The following is a 14455-nucleotide window of genomic DNA, read 5'->3' as shown; positions in this document are numbered from 1 at the left end:
CGAGTATCTTTCACGTATCTTCTTCGTTGACCCTGGTGTTCAGGACGACGTCTCCATAACCCTGCGGAGGACTGTGCTCGTGCGGAAGTTCTTGACCGTGACCGCCCTGGCCGCCTTCGTGACCGGTAGCGCGTTCCTTTCCGCGGGCACCGCCTCCGCGGCGACGACGCTCGCGGGCACCTGCTCGGGCTCGGTGAGCGGCAGCATGGGCGACACGGTCGCGGTGCAGGGCACGTCAGTGAAGGAGATCGTCCGCAAGGGCGCGCAGGACTACGTGAACTCCCACCTCTGGACCGCTCTCTCGGTGTGGCCCAACACCATCGCGGACACCATCGCGGGCAAGGGCGCGCTGGCGGTCGGCCAGGTGCCGAACGCCGCGGGCGGCACGATCGCCGGCTCCGCGGTCGGCAGCGCGGTGGCCACCGCGCTCAAGGGCTCCAACGGCCTCGGCCTGCTCGACGGCACCAAGAACGAGGTGCTCGGCGCGGTCTCCGCGAGCGTCGCGAAGAGCTGCGGCCTCACCACGATCGCCACGAACTACGCCCCGCCGACCCAGCCGGGCACGGGCACCGGCGCCCCGCAGGGTGGCACCGGGACCGTCCCCGGCGGCAGCACCGGCAACCTCTCGAACCTGAACCCCGGCACCGCGGGCGGCAACGGCGGCACCGCGCCGATGCGCGACTACGGCGGCATCCCCACCGCGACCGCCGGCACGGCCGTCGCCCCCGGAGTCCGCTACCCGGCGAACGGCACGCTGCCCGGGGACGCTTCCGCGCCGCAGGCCGGCCAGGGCGACCCGACCGGCCAGGGCGCCGACATCCGCGACGCGGGCAACGCGCAGTCGCTGTCGGCTCCCGGCTCGGCGAACGACGTCCAGCTGCCGATGCTGCTCGCGGTGATCGTGCTCGCCGGGGTCACCGCCGGGCTCGTCCGCACCTGGGTCCTGCGCCGCGCGAGCTGACCCCGCCGTCCGGGTCCACCGGCACCCCCAGGTAGCCTTACCTGGACAAACCCTCCTGCCACGGACAGTCCGTGGCCGCGAGCCCATAGGAGGTGAGTGGTTGTGTCACGCCATTACGAGGTAATGGTCATCCTGGACCCCACGCTCGACGAGCGCACGGTCGCCCCGACCCTCGACACCTTCCTCAACGTGATCCGCACTTCGGGCGGTTCCGTGGAGAAGGTCGACGTCTGGGGCCGTCGTCGGCTCTCGTACGAGATCAAGAAGCACGCGGAGGGCATCTACGCCCTGCTGGACCTGAACTCGTCTTCGGACGCGGTGAAGGAGCTGGACCGCCAGCTTTCGCTGCAGGAGACCGTGCTCCGCACCAAGGTCATGCGTCGCGAGGTCAAGCGCGCCGCGGCCAAGCCCGCCGCCGCCAAGGCCTGAGCCGAAGGGGAATCCCGATGGCTGGAGACACCGTCATCACGGTGATCGGCAACCTGACGTCCGACCCGGAGCTGCGCTTCACCCCGTCCGGTGCGGCGGTCGCGAACTTCACCGTCGCGTCCACGCCGCGCACCCTCGACCGGCAGTCCGGCGAGTGGAAGGACGGCGAGGCGCTCTTCCTGCGTTGCAACATCTGGCGGCAGGCGGCGGAGAACGTCGCCGAGTCCCTCACCCGCGGCGCCCGCGTCGTGGTGCAGGGCCGCCTGAAGCAGCGGTCGTTCGAGACGAAGGAAGGCGAGAAGCGCACCGTCGTCGAGCTCGAGGTCGACGAAATCGGGCCCTCGCTGCGCTACGCCACGGCCAAGGTCAACAAGGTCAGCCGCGGTGGCGGCGGCGGTGGTGACTTCGGCGGCGGCGGTGGCGGTGGAAACCGCGGCGGCGGCGGCGGAATGCCGGCCGACGACCCGTGGGGTTCCGCCCCGGCCGCGAGCAGCGGCGGTGGCGGCGGCTTCTCGGACGAGCCCCCCTTCTGATCTCGTACACACCCACAAAAGATTTGAATTACCAGGAGTAGACAGTGGCCAAGCCACCCATTCGCAAGCCCAAGAAGAAGGTCTGCGTGTTCTGCAAGGCCGAGAAGAAGGGCCGCCCGGAGCTCATCGACTACAAGGACACCAACCTGCTGCGGAAGTACATCTCCGACCGCGGCAAGATCCGTGCCCGCCGGGTCACCGGCAACTGCAGCCAGCACCAGCGTGACATCGCCATCGCGGTCAAGAACTCCCGCGAAATGGCGCTGCTGCCCTACACCTCGACCGCACGCTAAGGGAGGGCGCTGACATGGCGAAGATCATCCTCACCACGGACGTGGCCAACCTGGGCGGCCCCGGCGACATCGTCGAGGTCAAGGACGGTTACGCGCGCAACTACCTGCTCCCGCGGGGCTACGCGATCGTGGCGTCCAAGGGCGCGGAGAAGAACGTGCGCACCATCCAGCGCGCGCAGGAGAGCCGTCGCATCCGCGACCTCGACCACGCCAAGGAGATCAAGGCGACGCTGGAGGGCCTCGGCGCCATCCAGCTCACCGGCAAGGCGGCCGAGGGCTCGAAGAAGCTCTTCGGTTCGATCACCGCCGGCGAGATCGTCGACGCGATCAAGGCGGCCGGTGGCCCGCTGCTCGACAAGCGCGTCATCGAGCTGCGCGACCACATCAAGACCGTGGGCAAGCACTCGGTCGGCGCCCGGCTGCACCCGGACGTGAAGGTCGACGTGCGCCTCGAGGTCAAGGCCTCGCAGTAAGGCAAGTACGTCGTGGAAGGCGGGTCGTCCCTGGTGGGCGGCCCGCCTTCACGCGTTTCGGGGGAACCCCGGACACACCGGCGTCGTCGTAGGACAATGGAGCGGGACGCGAAGGGAGCGCAGCGGGATGGGTAACGAGGTCAACATGTCCGCGCCGTCCGGCGGTGGGGGTTTCACCTTCGACGCCGACAAGATCGACGGTGTCATCAAGAAGTGGCAGGACCTGCAGACCGACCTGCAGAACGACGCGACCGACGCCAACCTGATGGCCGACGTGAAGGCGCCGGGCAAGGAGTTCGCCAGCGGCGACTGGGAGAAGCTCGCGAACCCGTCCGGCAAGGCGTTCCTGGAGCAGAACCAGAAGATGCAGGAATACGTGAAGAACTACATCCAGGCCCTGCTCGACGCGAAGAAGAAGATCAGCGCCGCGGACGCCGACCACACCGGCGACATCTCGAAGGCGGGGACGCAGGCGTGAACCGCCGGCTCGTCCTGCCCGGGCTGGCCCTCGCGGCGCTCGCCCTCGCCGGCTGCAACAGCACCACCGGCGGCACCGCCAACCCGGCCGCGTCCGGTCCCGACGACACCGCGAGCAGCTCGGCGGCCGGTGGCAACTCGGCGCCCAAGGTGGCCAGCCCGCTCGACCCGGCCAAGCTGAAGTCGGACCCCTGTTCCGTCCTCTCCGCCTCGCAGCGCTCCACGCTCGGCGTCGAGGACGGCACCCCGCGCTCCGGCGAAGCGGGCTCGACCTGCGCCTGGGTCTACACCGCCGACGAAACCCGCAGCAGCCGCGTCGACATCGCGGCCGACCCGAACACCGACGGGCTCGCGGGCATCTACGACCTCTACGCCAAGGGCGGCACCGACCAGTACGAGTACTGGGAGCCGACGGAGGTCTCCGGGTACCCGGGCGTCTACGCCGCGACGAAGGACTTCCGCAGCAAGGGCCAGTGCAAGCTGCTGGTGGGCGTGACGGACACCCAGGCCGTGCAGGTCTTCAGCCAGATCGGCAGCGGGCCGGGGGCGAGTGACCCGTGCCCGGGCACGCTGAAGGTGGCCGAAGCGATGATCCAGACCTTGAAGGAGGGCTGAGATGCTGGAACTGGTGCTCCTCGGCGGGTTCGCCGCGTACAACATGGCGACCACGCACTCGGACGACCACACGTCGACGCAGGGCGATCGCAAGATCGACTGCTACGACATCTGGCAGAAGATCACCACCGGCCCCGGCACCGGCTCGATCCAGAACGGTCAGGCCGCGGCGAGCCGGCTGAAGGGCGCCTACTCCGAGCGGCTCAGCACGATCGACGGCCTGGCCAAGGAGATGGACGCGGCCTGGACCGGCGGCGGCGCGGACGCGGCGCAGAACGCGGGCGCGCACCCGCTGCGGGTCTGGATGGAGGACTCGGGCACCAAGCTGACCGACTCCGACAAGTACCTCGGCGAGCAGAACAACGCCTTCACCACCGTGCACGCGCAGGTGCAGGAGGTCCCGAAGGACCCGCCGAAGAACAACCTGCTCAACGCGGTGACGCCGTGGACGACCGACACCGACCGGGCGATCCGCGACTACAACACCAAGGGCCAGGCCAACGTCGACGCCTTCAACACCTACTACAAGGCGAGCAACGACAACGGTCAGAAGATGCCGGCGTACTCGGCGCTCAAGGGGCAGCAGGAGAACGTCGACGTCGACAACGGCAAGGACGGCAAGAAGAAGCCGGGCGACAAGAACGGGAACGACGGCGGCGGCGGCGGCGAGCGCGGCGGCGCCCCGGGCGGCGGGCCCGGCGGCGTGAACATGCCGGGGCCGGGCAGTGTCCCGTCGTTCGGCGGCCCGCCGAACACCCCCGGTGGCAGCTTCGACCCGTCGAAGGTGCCCGGCGGGAGCTTCGACCCGTCCAAGGTGCCCGGCTTCGACCCGTCGAAGGTGCCGAGCGGCAGCTACGACCCGTCGAAGATCCCGGGCCCGGGCAGCTACACCCCGCCGAACTTCAGCGACGGCACGAACGCCTCGGGTTTCTCGCCTTCGGACGTGCCCGGGGTGCCGGGCTTCGGCCCCGGCGGCACCCCGAGCTTCTCCGGCGGCGGCGGCGGTGGTGGCGGGTTCGGCCCCGGCGGCTCAAGCGGGCTCGGTGGCATCGGCGACCCGTCGGCGGGCTTCGGCCCGGGCGGCGGGGGCTTCGGGCCCGGCGGCTCGACCGGCGCGGCCGTGCCGGGCGGGGCTGGCGCGGGAGCGGGCGGCATGGGCCGCGGCGCGGGAGCCGGCGGCGCGATGGGCGCGGGCGGCGCGGGAGCCGGCCGCGGCGGCGCCACCGGGATGGGCGGCATGGGCGGCATGGGTCACGGCGCCAAGGGCCAGGGCGGCGGGGACGAGGAACGCACCTCGAAGTACCTGCTCGGCGACGACCCGAACGAGATCTTCGGCTCCGACGAGCTGACCGCGCCGCCGGTCATCGGCGAGTAGCGCACGCGGGAGGCCCGGGCGCGTGCCAAGATGGGCGCGCCCGGATTTCGTTCACCGATTTCGAGTCTTCACCTGGGGGGAAGAGCGGTGCTGGACAGGCAGGTCACCATCACGACCGGCACCCTGGTCAACCTGATCCGGCGCCGGGGCGGCGAGCCGCACACCGTGCTGTCCGAGACGCCGACCTGGTACAGCGAAGAAGCCCTGCACGCCGAGGACGAGCGTGTCAACGCCGAGCTCGGCAAGGCCGGGCTGTTCGGCCCGCGCGGCATGCACCCCGGGTTCGTCGCGACGGTCGAAGCGATCGCCCGCCCGCAGCTGGAGTACTACGGCTGGGTCGACGGCGGTTTCCAGGGCAAGCCGGTCAGCTACCGGCTGCTCGCCGGCAGTGCCGGCGGTGAGGCGTTCGTGCTGGCCAAGCACGAGGAGCACGACGTCGTGGTGCTGGAGTCGTCCCGCCCCGGCTCGCTGCTCGACGACTTCCTCGGCCAGATCCCGAAGCTGGCGCCGGGGCGCGGGACCCCCCTCGCGGTGCCGAAGAGCCAGCTCGAAGGCACCGCCCGCGGCAGCGACGACGGCGGGTTCGCGGTGCTCCGCAACGACCGCCCGGCCGAGGGGTCGCACGAGGTCGAAGAGCTCCGGCGGATCCTGGCACTACGCCGAATGGGGAGTGGGAGCCTCTACGTCGCGGCCCGCAGCCGAACGGGTGCCTGGCAGCGAATCGAACGCCCGGTGAACTACATCGATACGTCGGAAGGCCGCTGGCTGACCGAGGAGGTTCCGGGGCGCGGGGAGAACCGGATCGCCTTCACCCCGGCCGACCAGCGCGTTCTCGCCGAGCGGTTACGCAGCGCACAGGGTCGGCTCACCGCGGCCTGACTCTCCGGCCGTTCAGCCCACCGGGTGGCGGCTCTACCCACAGTGATATTCATCCACAGGCCCGGTGGCTCAATGGGCCCGAGCTGGTCCACGACACGCCGAACAACGGAGTTGGCGCGACACGCCGCACGAGTTTTCGGAGAGTTCTCCACACCTTGTTCACAGACCCTGACCTGCACATTCATCGAAGCCGATCACGCTTGTCCCCAACTTGTCCACAGCTCTCAGGGCGCCTGTGACTGGTTACCCCCATTCATCCCCAGGTTGTCCACAGATGGGTCCCCATGCTGAATTGCCTTCGGCCTTCCGGGGGATCTAGCGTGCCCGCTCGGGCCTGTACTCACGGTGGTGCCCGGCGTGCCTCCGAGAGTCGGGCGGCGTTCTCGCCGATCATCGGGGACGAGGCCCGGCAGACGGGTGGCGCGGATCGAGCCGCGTGCTTCGAGAGCGAAGATCCGGCATACTCGAACGGGTGTTCGACACGATGAGGAGGTGTCCGGGGCGGTGGCGCTGACCGACGACCGCAGTCCGATGTATGCGGAAAACGACCCGGGTCCGAGCGACCCCGGCTCCGGTGGCGGGTTCGACCGCCAGCCGCCGCAGGACATCGCGGCCGAGCAGTCCGTGCTCGGCGGCATGCTGCTGTCCAAGGACGCGGTGGCCGACGTCATCGAAGCGCTCGGCCCCGACGACTTCTACCGCCCCGCGCACCAGGCGATCTACGACTGCGTCCTCGACCTCTACGGCCGCGGCGAGCCGGCCGACCCGATCACGGTGTCGGCGGAGCTCGAGCGGCGCGGCGAACTCGGCCGCGTCGGCGGCGCGCCCTACCTGCACACGCTGATCGCGACGGTCCCGACGGCGGCGAACGCGGGCTACTACGCGGAGATCGTCTCGGAGAAGGCGGTGCTGCGCCGCCTGGTCGAGGCGGGCACCCGCATCGTCCAGTACGGCTACGGCGCGGCCGCCGGCGACGGCGCGAGCATCGACGAGGTGGTCGACCGCGCGCAGGCCGCGATCTACGACGTCACCGAGCGCCGCACCAGCGAGGACTACGTCGCGCTGGAAGAGCTGCTGCAGCCGACGATGGACGAGATCGACGCGATCGCCTCCCGCGGCGGCCAGTCCCAGGGCATCCCGACCGGCTTCACCGACTTCGACGAGCTGACCAACGGCCTGCACCCCGGCCAGATGATCATCGTCGCGGCACGCCCCGGTGTCGGCAAGGCCCTCTCGCTGGACACCCGCTTGCCCACCCCGGACGGCTGGACGACCATGGGTGAAGTCCAGCCCGGTGACCAGCTGATCGGCGCGAACGGACGGCCGACAACCGTGGTCGCGGCCACCGACGTCATGGCCGGCCGGCCATGCTACGAGGTCGAGTTCTCGGACGGCACGGTGATCGTCGCCGATGCGGAACATCAATGGCTCACGGACACCCGTGCCTCGCGGCGTGCCGCCCAAGAGGCTCGTCGTGCTCGACGGCAACCCGTCGTCGGGGCCACGGTGCGGACGACCGAGGAGCTGGCGAGGACTCTGCGCTGCGAGACGGCGGACCACCGCGCCAACCACTCGATCAAGCACGCCGGAGCGTTGGACCTGCCGGAGCGGGCACTACCGCTGCACCCGTACGTCCTCGGTGCCTGGCTCGGCGACGGCCACTCGGCCAGCGCCCGCTTCACCACGGCGGACCCCGAGATCATCTGTCTCATCGAGGGGGACGGTGGCCTGCTGGCCGAGAGCCACGGCGACCTGCTGTACACCTTGCGGCTCCCGGCCCCGGAACCCGTGGCGTACCGGGCTTGCGAAGTGTGCGGAACCCCGTTCACCCCGCAGACCTCACAGGTGCGCACCTGCGGACGCTCCTGTGGCGGCAAGGTGCGCTTCCGCAGCGCGCCGGCTGCCCCGCCGACCTGCCCGGACTGCGGGAAGCCGTCCACCGGGCTCCGCCTGTGCCAGGAATGCCGCGGCCACCACGGCAGCGTGCAAGCCATCCTGCGGACGTTGGGTGTGCTCGGAAACAAGCACATTCCCGCCGAATACCTGCGAGCTTCCGTCGAACAGCGGCGCGCGCTGCTGGCCGGGTTGCTCGACACCGACGGCACGGTCAACCACGCGGGAGCCGCGCAGTTCTCGGTGACGAACAAGGTCATGGCCGAGCAGACCCGCGAGCTGATCGTCAGCCTCGGATACCGGTGCTCGATGACCACCCGTCAGGTCGCCGGACGCAGCGAGGCGACCTCCACGGCCTACGTCGTCAGCTTCACGACCCAGGACCGGGTGTTCCGGCTGCAGCGCAAGCACCTGCTGCACAAGGAGCGGCTGACCGGCGTGGCCTGCCGCCCGCACCTGCACTACGTCGTCGACGTCCGGCCCCTGCCGTCCGTCCCCGTCCGGTGCGTGGAGGTCGACGCGCCGGACCACCTCTACCTGGCCGGGCCGTCGATGGTGCCGACGCACAACTCGACCCTGGGGCTGGACTTCGCGCGGTCCGCGTCCATCCGGCACGGCATGACCAGCGTCATCTTCTCGCTGGAAATGAGCCGGACCGAGATCGTCATGCGCATGCTCTCGGCCGAGGCGAAGATCCGCCTGGCCGACATGCGTGGTGGCAAGATGTCCGACGACGACTGGACGCGGCTGGCGCGGCGGATGAGCGAGGTGTCCGAGGCGCCGCTGTTCGTCGACGACTCGCCGAACATGACGATGATGGAGATCCGCGCGAAGGCCCGGCGGCTCAAGCAGCGGCACGACCTCAAGCTCGTCGTCCTCGACTACCTCCAGCTGATGACGTCCGGCAAGCGCGTGGAGTCGCGGCAGCAGGAAGTCTCGGAGTTCTCGCGGCAGATGAAGCTGCTGGCGAAGGAGATCGAGGTCCCGGTGATCGCGATCAGCCAGCTGAACCGTGGTCCCGAGCAGCGGACGGACAAGCGCCCGATGCTGTCCGACCTGCGTGAGTCCGGCTCGCTGGAGCAGGACGCCGACCTCGTCATCCTGGTCAACCGCCCGGACGCCTGGGAGCGGGACGACCCGCGCGCCGGCGAGGCGGACCTGATCATCGCCAAGCACCGTGCCGGGCCGACGGCGACGATCACCGTCGCGCACCAGCTGCACTACAGCCGGTTCGTCGACCTCTCGCACGACTAACCGAGAGCGCTGTACCCGCGGACGAACGCCGTGAGGAGCCGGCCGAAGTCCGCCCGGTCTTCGTCCGGCCAGTCCGCCATGACCTCGGCGAACACCGAGCGCCGGAAGGCGTGGGTCCGGTCGAGGTGGGCCTGGCCGTCCTCGGTCGGCACGAGCACCGCACGCCGTCCGTCGTGCTGGTCGGCTTCGCGGCGGAGCAGGCCCTGTTCGACGGCGCGCGCCACGAGCCGGCTCGCGCGCGGCTGGTCGACGCCCATCGCCGTGCTCAGGGCCGTCACCGTGCTGGGTTCACCGCGCTCGGCGAGCTCTTCGACGACGTCGAGCAGCTCGTGCACCGGGTCGTGCGCGCCCTGGCCGCGAGCCTTGCCGATCCGGCTCAGCGCGCGCCGCTGCTGGCTGCGGCGGATCGCGATCATCCCGCGTTCGACCTCGGCCACGGCGTCCGTCATGGTTGCCCCACTTCCGCACTACATGTACTTTTACATGTAGTTGTTCATCCACATGTCGGAGTATCCATGAAACCCCTCGGCTGGTGGCTTCGCCACGTCCACGAGCTTCTCGAATCCTCCATGACCCAGGCCCTCGAAGCGGACTCGCTGACCCGCCGGCACTGGCAGGTACTCAACACGATCGCCGGCGGCGCGCGTACGCCGGAGGAGGTCGACGCGGCACTGGCGCCGTTCGTCGCCGCCGAGGGGTCGATGACCTCGAAGATCGCCGACCTGCGCGCCCGCGGCTGGGTTGCCGGAGACGGCGCGCTGAGCGACGCCGGCCGTGCGGCGCACGCGCGGGTCGAAGCGCGCGTCAAAGCGTTCCGGGCCGCGGTGACCGAGGGCATCAGCGACGACGACTACCGCACGACGGTCCGGACGCTGGAGCGCTGCGCCGCAAACCTCGAAGCCGCCTGAGGAATATCCCGGACCGCGAGGACGTCGTAGACTCCATTAGTTGAACTTTCAAGCACTGGAGCCGTTGATGACCCGCACCCCGGTCCTCTACCTCAGCCACGGCGCCCCGCCCCTCGCCGACGACACCACGTGGACCCGCCAGCTCGCCGGCTGGGCGGCCGACCTGCCGAAGCCCCGCGCGATCCTGGTCGTCTCGGCGCACTGGGAGGAGGCGCCGCTGACCATCGGGGCCACCACGACGGTGCCGCTGGTCTACGACTTCTGGGGTTTCCCCGACCGCTACTACGCGGTGAAGTACGAGTCGCCCGGCGCGCCGGAGCTGGCGGCGAAGGTGAAGAAGCTGCTTCGCACGCCGGAAACGCCGGTGCACGAGGCGCCCGACCGCGGCCTCGACCACGGCGCCTACGTGCCGCTCGTCGAGATGTACCCGGACGCCGACGTCCCGGTGCTGCAGGTCTCGATGCCGTCGCTCGACCCGCAGCAGCTGTTCGACGTCGGCCGCAAGCTCGCGCCGCTGCGCGACGAAGGTGTGCTGATCATCGGCAGCGGCTTCTTCACGCACAACCTCAGCGGCATGGCCCGCGCCACCGACGGGACCCCGCCGGCGTGGTCGGCCGAGTTCGACCACTGGGGTGCGGAGGTCCTGGGCAGCGGTGACGTCGACACGCTGCTCGACTTCCGGCACAAGGCCCCGGCGGCCACGCTCGCGCACCCGCGCACCGAGCACTTCGCGCCGCTGTTCGTCTCCCTCGGCGCGAGCTCGGCGGAAGGCCGCACGGTGATCGACGGCTTCTGGCACGGCCTGGCGAAGCGTTCTCTCCAGTTCTCCTGACCGGACCCCGGACACGAACGAGCCCCAGGAACCTGATCGGTTCCTGGGGCTCGCCGTCTCCAGGGAAGGAGCGTTCTCGCGATCGTCGGACGTTCCGTGCGAGGAAACCTCGCGGCGCGGTGGAACGCCGGACGGGAGTTGGGGGCCGGGCGGGCTCTGGCTGAACCCGCCCGGCGTCACCGAACTACTTGCGCTTGACCAGACCCAGCAGCTTCGCGAGGAAGCCGGTGGAGTCGAGGCCCGACATGGCCGGGACCTGCGCGGCCGGGGCCGCGCTGTCCAGCACCGGCAGCTTCGCGTTGACCGGCAGGGCCGGCATCGCGGTCGGCAGGGCCGGGGCCGCGGGCAGCGCGACCGGCAGCGCCGGGGTCGTCGGCAGGGCCGGGGTCACCGGGATGGCAACCGGCAGGGCCGGGACGCCACCGAGGGCCGGCAGCGCCGGCACGGCGACGGGCAGGCCGGCGGTCGGCAGGTCCGCACGCTCGGTGCCGCCGTGCCCGGGCAGGGCACCACCCAGCGCGGAGAGGCTGCTCAGGCCGGGCAGACCACCGGCGGTGGGCAGGCCACCGGTCGGCAGGTCCGCACGCTGCGTGCTGCCGCCACCCAGCGCCGAGAGGGCGCTGAGGCCGGGCAGGCCGGCGGTGGGCAGGTGCGGCAGCAGCCCGGACATCGGGGTGCTCACCGGCACGTCGGCACGCTGGGCCGGGACGGTCATCGGCAGCGTGGACAGGCCTTCGGTGGGCAGCCCCGCTGTCGGCAGGCCACTGGTCAGCCCGGTCAGCGACGGCAGCTCGCCGGCGCCCAGCTCCGAACCCTCGACCGGGTTCGCGATCGAGTCAGCCGCGTCCGTGGCTTCCCCGTCGATGATCGTCATGTCGGTCGCGTCCGCGGTGGCCACCCCGAGCAGCTCCAGGGGCACCCCGAAGACCTGCACCGGCGCCACGACGTCGTGGTAGAAGTTGTACCCCGACAGGCTCGACCCGTCACCCTCGGTGTCCGACTCGCCACCGTTGTCCGTGGTGAGGACGTCGTCACCGTTCGCGTGAGCCACGCCGCCCACGGCCACCGCGTCGCCGAAGAACTGGGCGATCGCCGTCGCCGGGAGGTCCAGGATGTCGCCGGCCAGCGCGCCTTCGACACCGGAGGTGGTGTCGTCGCCCGCGTCGGTCACCGTGGTGGTGTTCTGGCCGTTGCCGCTGGAGACGCCGCCGACGCTCACCGCGTCGCCGAAGATCTGCGCCACCGGAAGCGCGTCCGCGCCCACGATGTCGCCGGCGATCGCGCCACCGTCACCGTTGGTGGTGGCGTCGCCGCCGGCCTGCGACATCGTGTCGCTCGTGCCCAGGCCGTGGCCCAGGGCACCGCCCGCGACACCGTCGCTGAACAGCTGCGCGGCACCCGCGACCGGGGTCTTCACGATGTTGCCGGCGATCGCACCGTCCTGCCCGTCGGTGAGGGCGTCGCCGCCCGCCGAGGAGTCGGTGATGTTGTCGTTCTCACCGGTGCCGATGCCCGCGAGGGCGGCGCCGCTGCCGGCGGCCAGCACCGGGAGCGAGACCGGGGCCTCGACGATGTTGCCGGCGCCGGCGCCCGCGGGGCCGTTCGCCGTGACGTCGCCGCCCGCGTTGGACGTCGTGTCGGTCGAGCCCTTGCCGTGGCCCTGGCCGACGAACGCGCCGCCGATGTTGGCGACCTGCACCGGCAGCGAAGCCGGCACGGTGCCCAGGTTCGAGCTCAGGAAGCCGTTGTCGTCGTGCGTGCTGCCACCGCCGCCGCCGGAGACGACCTTGGTCTCGTCGGCCGAGCCGGAGCCCTGGCCGATGAAGGAGCCGCCCACGCCGAAGACCTCGGCGGGCAGGCCGACCGGCACCTGCACGACGTTGCCCGAGCCGGACGAGTCGTTGCCCTGCGTGCCGTCGTACGCCCCGGCGGTGACGACCTTGTCCTCGGTCGCCGAGCCGGTCGCGTTGCCGATGTGGCTGCCGCCGATGCCGAAGACCTCGGGCGCGCCCGCGGTCTGGGTGTTGACGATGTTGCCACCCAGCACGGAGTCGTTGCCCCGGGTGTAGCTGCCGTTGCCCGCGTTGGCGTCGGTGGTGTTGTCGTGCGCCGCGTCGGCCTGGCCGATGTAGGTGCCACCGATGCCGAAGGCCTCGACCGGCAGCGCGACCGACGGGTTCAGGACGTTGCCCGAGCCGCTGCCGTCGTCACCCGCGGTCTTGACGAAGCCGCCCGAGTCGACCGTGCTGGAGGAGCTGCTGCCCTCGGGGATGCCCGAGGAAGCCTTCCCGATCCACGAGCCGGCGACACCCGCGACGTTCGCGATCGGGGACAGCGAGGCCGCCCCGCCGTTGCCGGACAGGAACGAGTCGTTGCCGCTCGTCTCGAGGTAGGTCGGGATGCCGAGGCTGCCGTCGCGGGTGTCCCCGGCCGTCGCGTCGGCGGAGGTGGTGCAGCCGTCGGAGTTCGACAGCGAGCCCCACACGGCGCCCGAGTTGCAGTTGAACTTGACCGGCAGGGCGATCGGCGCGCCGACCACGTTGCCCGAGGCCGAGCTGTTGTCGCCGGAGCTGAACAGCGAGCCGCCGGAGGTCGCGACGGTGTCGGCGGTGTAGCCGTGGCTCTGGCCGTTGCCGAGCAGGTACGAAGCGGCGTTGCCGGTCACCTGGACCGGGGTGGCGAACTGGCCCGCCACGACGTTGCCGGAGAAGGCCGAGCCGTCACCGTTGGTGTCGACGTTCCCGGTCTCGGTGGCGCTCTGGTCGGCCGACCCGCCGGTCACCCGGCCGGTGCCGCCGGCGACGCCGCCGCCGTTGCCCGCGATCTGCACGGGGAGCGCCCAGTCGAGGGCGACCGCGTTGCCCGCGAGGCTGGAGTCCTCACCCGTCGTCGCGATGTCCTGGTTGTGCTCCCAGGTCTGCGAGTGGTTGCCACCCTCGACGTTCGCGTCGCCGATCGCGCCGACCGCGTTGTCCACGATCTGGATCGGGACGACGACGTCGCCGGTGACCTTGTTGCCCTTGAGGTTCCGGTGGCCCGGGGTGAAGGCGCCCGCGCCGTCGGCCTTCGTGACACCGCCGAGGGTGCTCTGGCTGATCGGGCTCGCCTCGTCGAGCTGCTTGGCAGCCTCGTTCGCGGCGTTGGTGACCGGCTTGGTGCTCAGCTCCGTCTGCCCGGCGGGCAGGTCCAGCTGGCCGAAGGGGGTGCCGACCGCGTTGTTGGCCTCCTGGATGGGGACCGTCACGTTGAGGTCGAGCGGGGAGGCCGGGGCGTCCGGGTTGACGTTCTCGTCGGCCGAAGCGATGCCGGTACCCAGCATCAGCAACCCACCGGTGACAAGTGCGGTCTGGAGTCCGCGCTTTGCCCACGTCTGCATGGGGTTTTTCTCCTTTATTTCGGGTTCCCTTGCGGGCTTATGGGGGTGCGTCGATACGCACCGAGGGGAAAGGAACTTCTTGCGGGCGCGAAAAAGCGCACCGCCGTGTCACGGGATGTCCGCGGACGCAGAGCCGTCAGATGCAGACGGACTTGGG

14 protein-coding genes are annotated in these 14455 nt (G+C 70.9%); 12 read left to right on the top strand and 2 right to left on the bottom strand.

All coding sequences use genetic code 11. The features are described 5' to 3' along the window. The first annotated feature begins 73 nt into the window (after nt 1-73). The 10 genes from ACZ63E_RS01175 (at nt 74) to dnaB (ending at nt 9182) form a co-directional block, all read left to right on the top strand. Complete coding sequence (locus ACZ63E_RS01175; RefSeq protein ID WP_465333358.1) at nt 74-961, top strand: hypothetical protein; 888 nt, start codon at nt 74-76, stop codon at nt 959-961. 102 nt (nt 962-1063) lie between these two features. Continuing rightward, the gene (gene rpsF / locus ACZ63E_RS01170; RefSeq protein WP_176742059.1) at nt 1064-1390 is read left to right on the top strand and encodes a 30S ribosomal protein S6; all 327 of its coding nucleotides are present in this window, start codon (nt 1064-1066) and stop codon (nt 1388-1390) included. A gap of 17 nt (nt 1391-1407) precedes the next feature. Further along, a complete protein-coding gene (locus ACZ63E_RS01165; RefSeq protein WP_465333356.1) occupies nt 1408-1923 on the top strand; it encodes a single-stranded DNA-binding protein in 516 nt (171 codons plus the stop codon). A gap of 44 nt (nt 1924-1967) precedes the next feature. Next, nucleotides 1968-2216, top strand: coding sequence for a 30S ribosomal protein S18 (gene rpsR / locus ACZ63E_RS01160; protein ID WP_003098744.1), 249 nt, complete (start codon nt 1968-1970; stop codon nt 2214-2216). A gap of 14 nt (nt 2217-2230) precedes the next feature. Next, the gene (gene rplI / locus ACZ63E_RS01155; protein ID WP_257926071.1) at nt 2231-2689 is read left to right on the top strand and encodes a 50S ribosomal protein L9; all 459 of its coding nucleotides are present in this window, start codon (nt 2231-2233) and stop codon (nt 2687-2689) included. Between the two features lie 127 nt (nt 2690-2816). Then, on the top strand, nt 2817-3167 hold the full coding sequence (locus ACZ63E_RS01150; protein WP_465306626.1) for a hypothetical protein: 351 nt from the start codon (nt 2817-2819) through the stop codon (nt 3165-3167). Further along, complete coding sequence (locus ACZ63E_RS01145; RefSeq protein ID WP_465333355.1) at nt 3164-3781, top strand: DUF3558 domain-containing protein; 618 nt, start codon at nt 3164-3166, stop codon at nt 3779-3781. Before ACZ63E_RS01150 ends, ACZ63E_RS01145 begins: the two co-directional genes overlap by 4 nt. Before the next feature lies 1 nt (nt 3782). Continuing rightward, a complete protein-coding gene (locus ACZ63E_RS01140; protein ID WP_465333353.1) occupies nt 3783-5156 on the top strand; it encodes a hypothetical protein in 1374 nt (457 codons plus the stop codon). An 87-nt stretch (nt 5157-5243) separates the two neighbouring features. Then, nucleotides 5244-6035 carry an ESX secretion-associated protein EspG gene (locus ACZ63E_RS01135; protein WP_465333352.1) on the top strand — a complete coding sequence of 264 codons (792 nt, stop codon included), beginning with the start codon at nt 5244-5246 and terminating at the stop codon, nt 6033-6035. 504 nt (nt 6036-6539) lie between these two features. Then, nucleotides 6540-9182 carry a replicative DNA helicase gene (gene dnaB / locus ACZ63E_RS01130; RefSeq protein WP_465334330.1) on the top strand — a complete coding sequence of 881 codons (2643 nt, stop codon included), beginning with the start codon at nt 6540-6542 and terminating at the stop codon, nt 9180-9182. Here dnaB and ACZ63E_RS01125 read toward each other — a convergent pair. After that, complete coding sequence (locus ACZ63E_RS01125; RefSeq protein WP_465333350.1) at nt 9179-9631, bottom strand: MarR family winged helix-turn-helix transcriptional regulator; 453 nt, start codon at nt 9629-9631, stop codon at nt 9179-9181. The two genes, dnaB and ACZ63E_RS01125, sit on opposite strands and share 4 nt — an antisense overlap. Nucleotides 9632-9697: 66 nt before the next feature. On the opposite strand from ACZ63E_RS01125, the gene ACZ63E_RS01120 reads away from it, so the two are divergent. Together ACZ63E_RS01120 and ACZ63E_RS01115 are read left to right on the top strand one after the other, a co-directional pair. Next, nucleotides 9698-10090, top strand: a complete 393-nt coding sequence (locus ACZ63E_RS01120) for a MarR family winged helix-turn-helix transcriptional regulator (RefSeq protein WP_465333348.1) — start codon at nt 9698-9700, stop codon at nt 10088-10090. Nucleotides 10091-10157: 67 nt separating this feature from the next. Further along, complete coding sequence (locus tag ACZ63E_RS01115) at nt 10158-10922, top strand: dioxygenase family protein (RefSeq protein ID WP_465333346.1); 765 nt, start codon at nt 10158-10160, stop codon at nt 10920-10922. 184 nt (nt 10923-11106) lie between these two features. On the opposite strand, the gene ACZ63E_RS01110 is transcribed toward ACZ63E_RS01115, so the two are convergent. Further along, nucleotides 11107-14298, bottom strand: a complete 3192-nt coding sequence (locus ACZ63E_RS01110) for a beta strand repeat-containing protein (protein ID WP_465333344.1) — start codon at nt 14296-14298, stop codon at nt 11107-11109. Between the last annotated feature and the right edge of the window lie 157 nt (nt 14299-14455).

This window comes from Amycolatopsis sp. NPDC104819 (assembly GCF_055583145.1).
The sequence above is the reverse complement of the archived record's forward strand: the minus strand, read 5'-3'. Positions and strand labels throughout refer to the sequence as shown.

Coding starts and splice junctions, on each gene's coding strand:
- ACZ63E_RS01165 (WP_465333356.1), top strand. CDS start 1,408: ATGGCTGGAGACACCGTCATCACGGTGATCGGCAACCTGACGTCCGAC.
- rplI (WP_257926071.1), top strand. CDS start 2,231: ATGGCGAAGATCATCCTCACCACGGACGTGGCCAACCTGGGCGGCCCC.
- ACZ63E_RS01150 (WP_465306626.1), top strand. CDS start 2,817: ATGGGTAACGAGGTCAACATGTCCGCGCCGTCCGGCGGTGGGGGTTTC.
- ACZ63E_RS01140 (WP_465333353.1), top strand. CDS start 3,783: ATGCTGGAACTGGTGCTCCTCGGCGGGTTCGCCGCGTACAACATGGCG.
- ACZ63E_RS01125 (WP_465333350.1), bottom strand. CDS start 9,631: ATGACGGACGCCGTGGCCGAGGTCGAACGCGGGATGATCGCGATCCGC.
- ACZ63E_RS01120 (WP_465333348.1), top strand. CDS start 9,698: ATGAAACCCCTCGGCTGGTGGCTTCGCCACGTCCACGAGCTTCTCGAA.
- ACZ63E_RS01115 (WP_465333346.1), top strand. CDS start 10,158: ATGACCCGCACCCCGGTCCTCTACCTCAGCCACGGCGCCCCGCCCCTC.
- ACZ63E_RS01110 (WP_465333344.1), bottom strand. CDS start 14,298: ATGCAGACGTGGGCAAAGCGCGGACTCCAGACCGCACTTGTCACCGGT.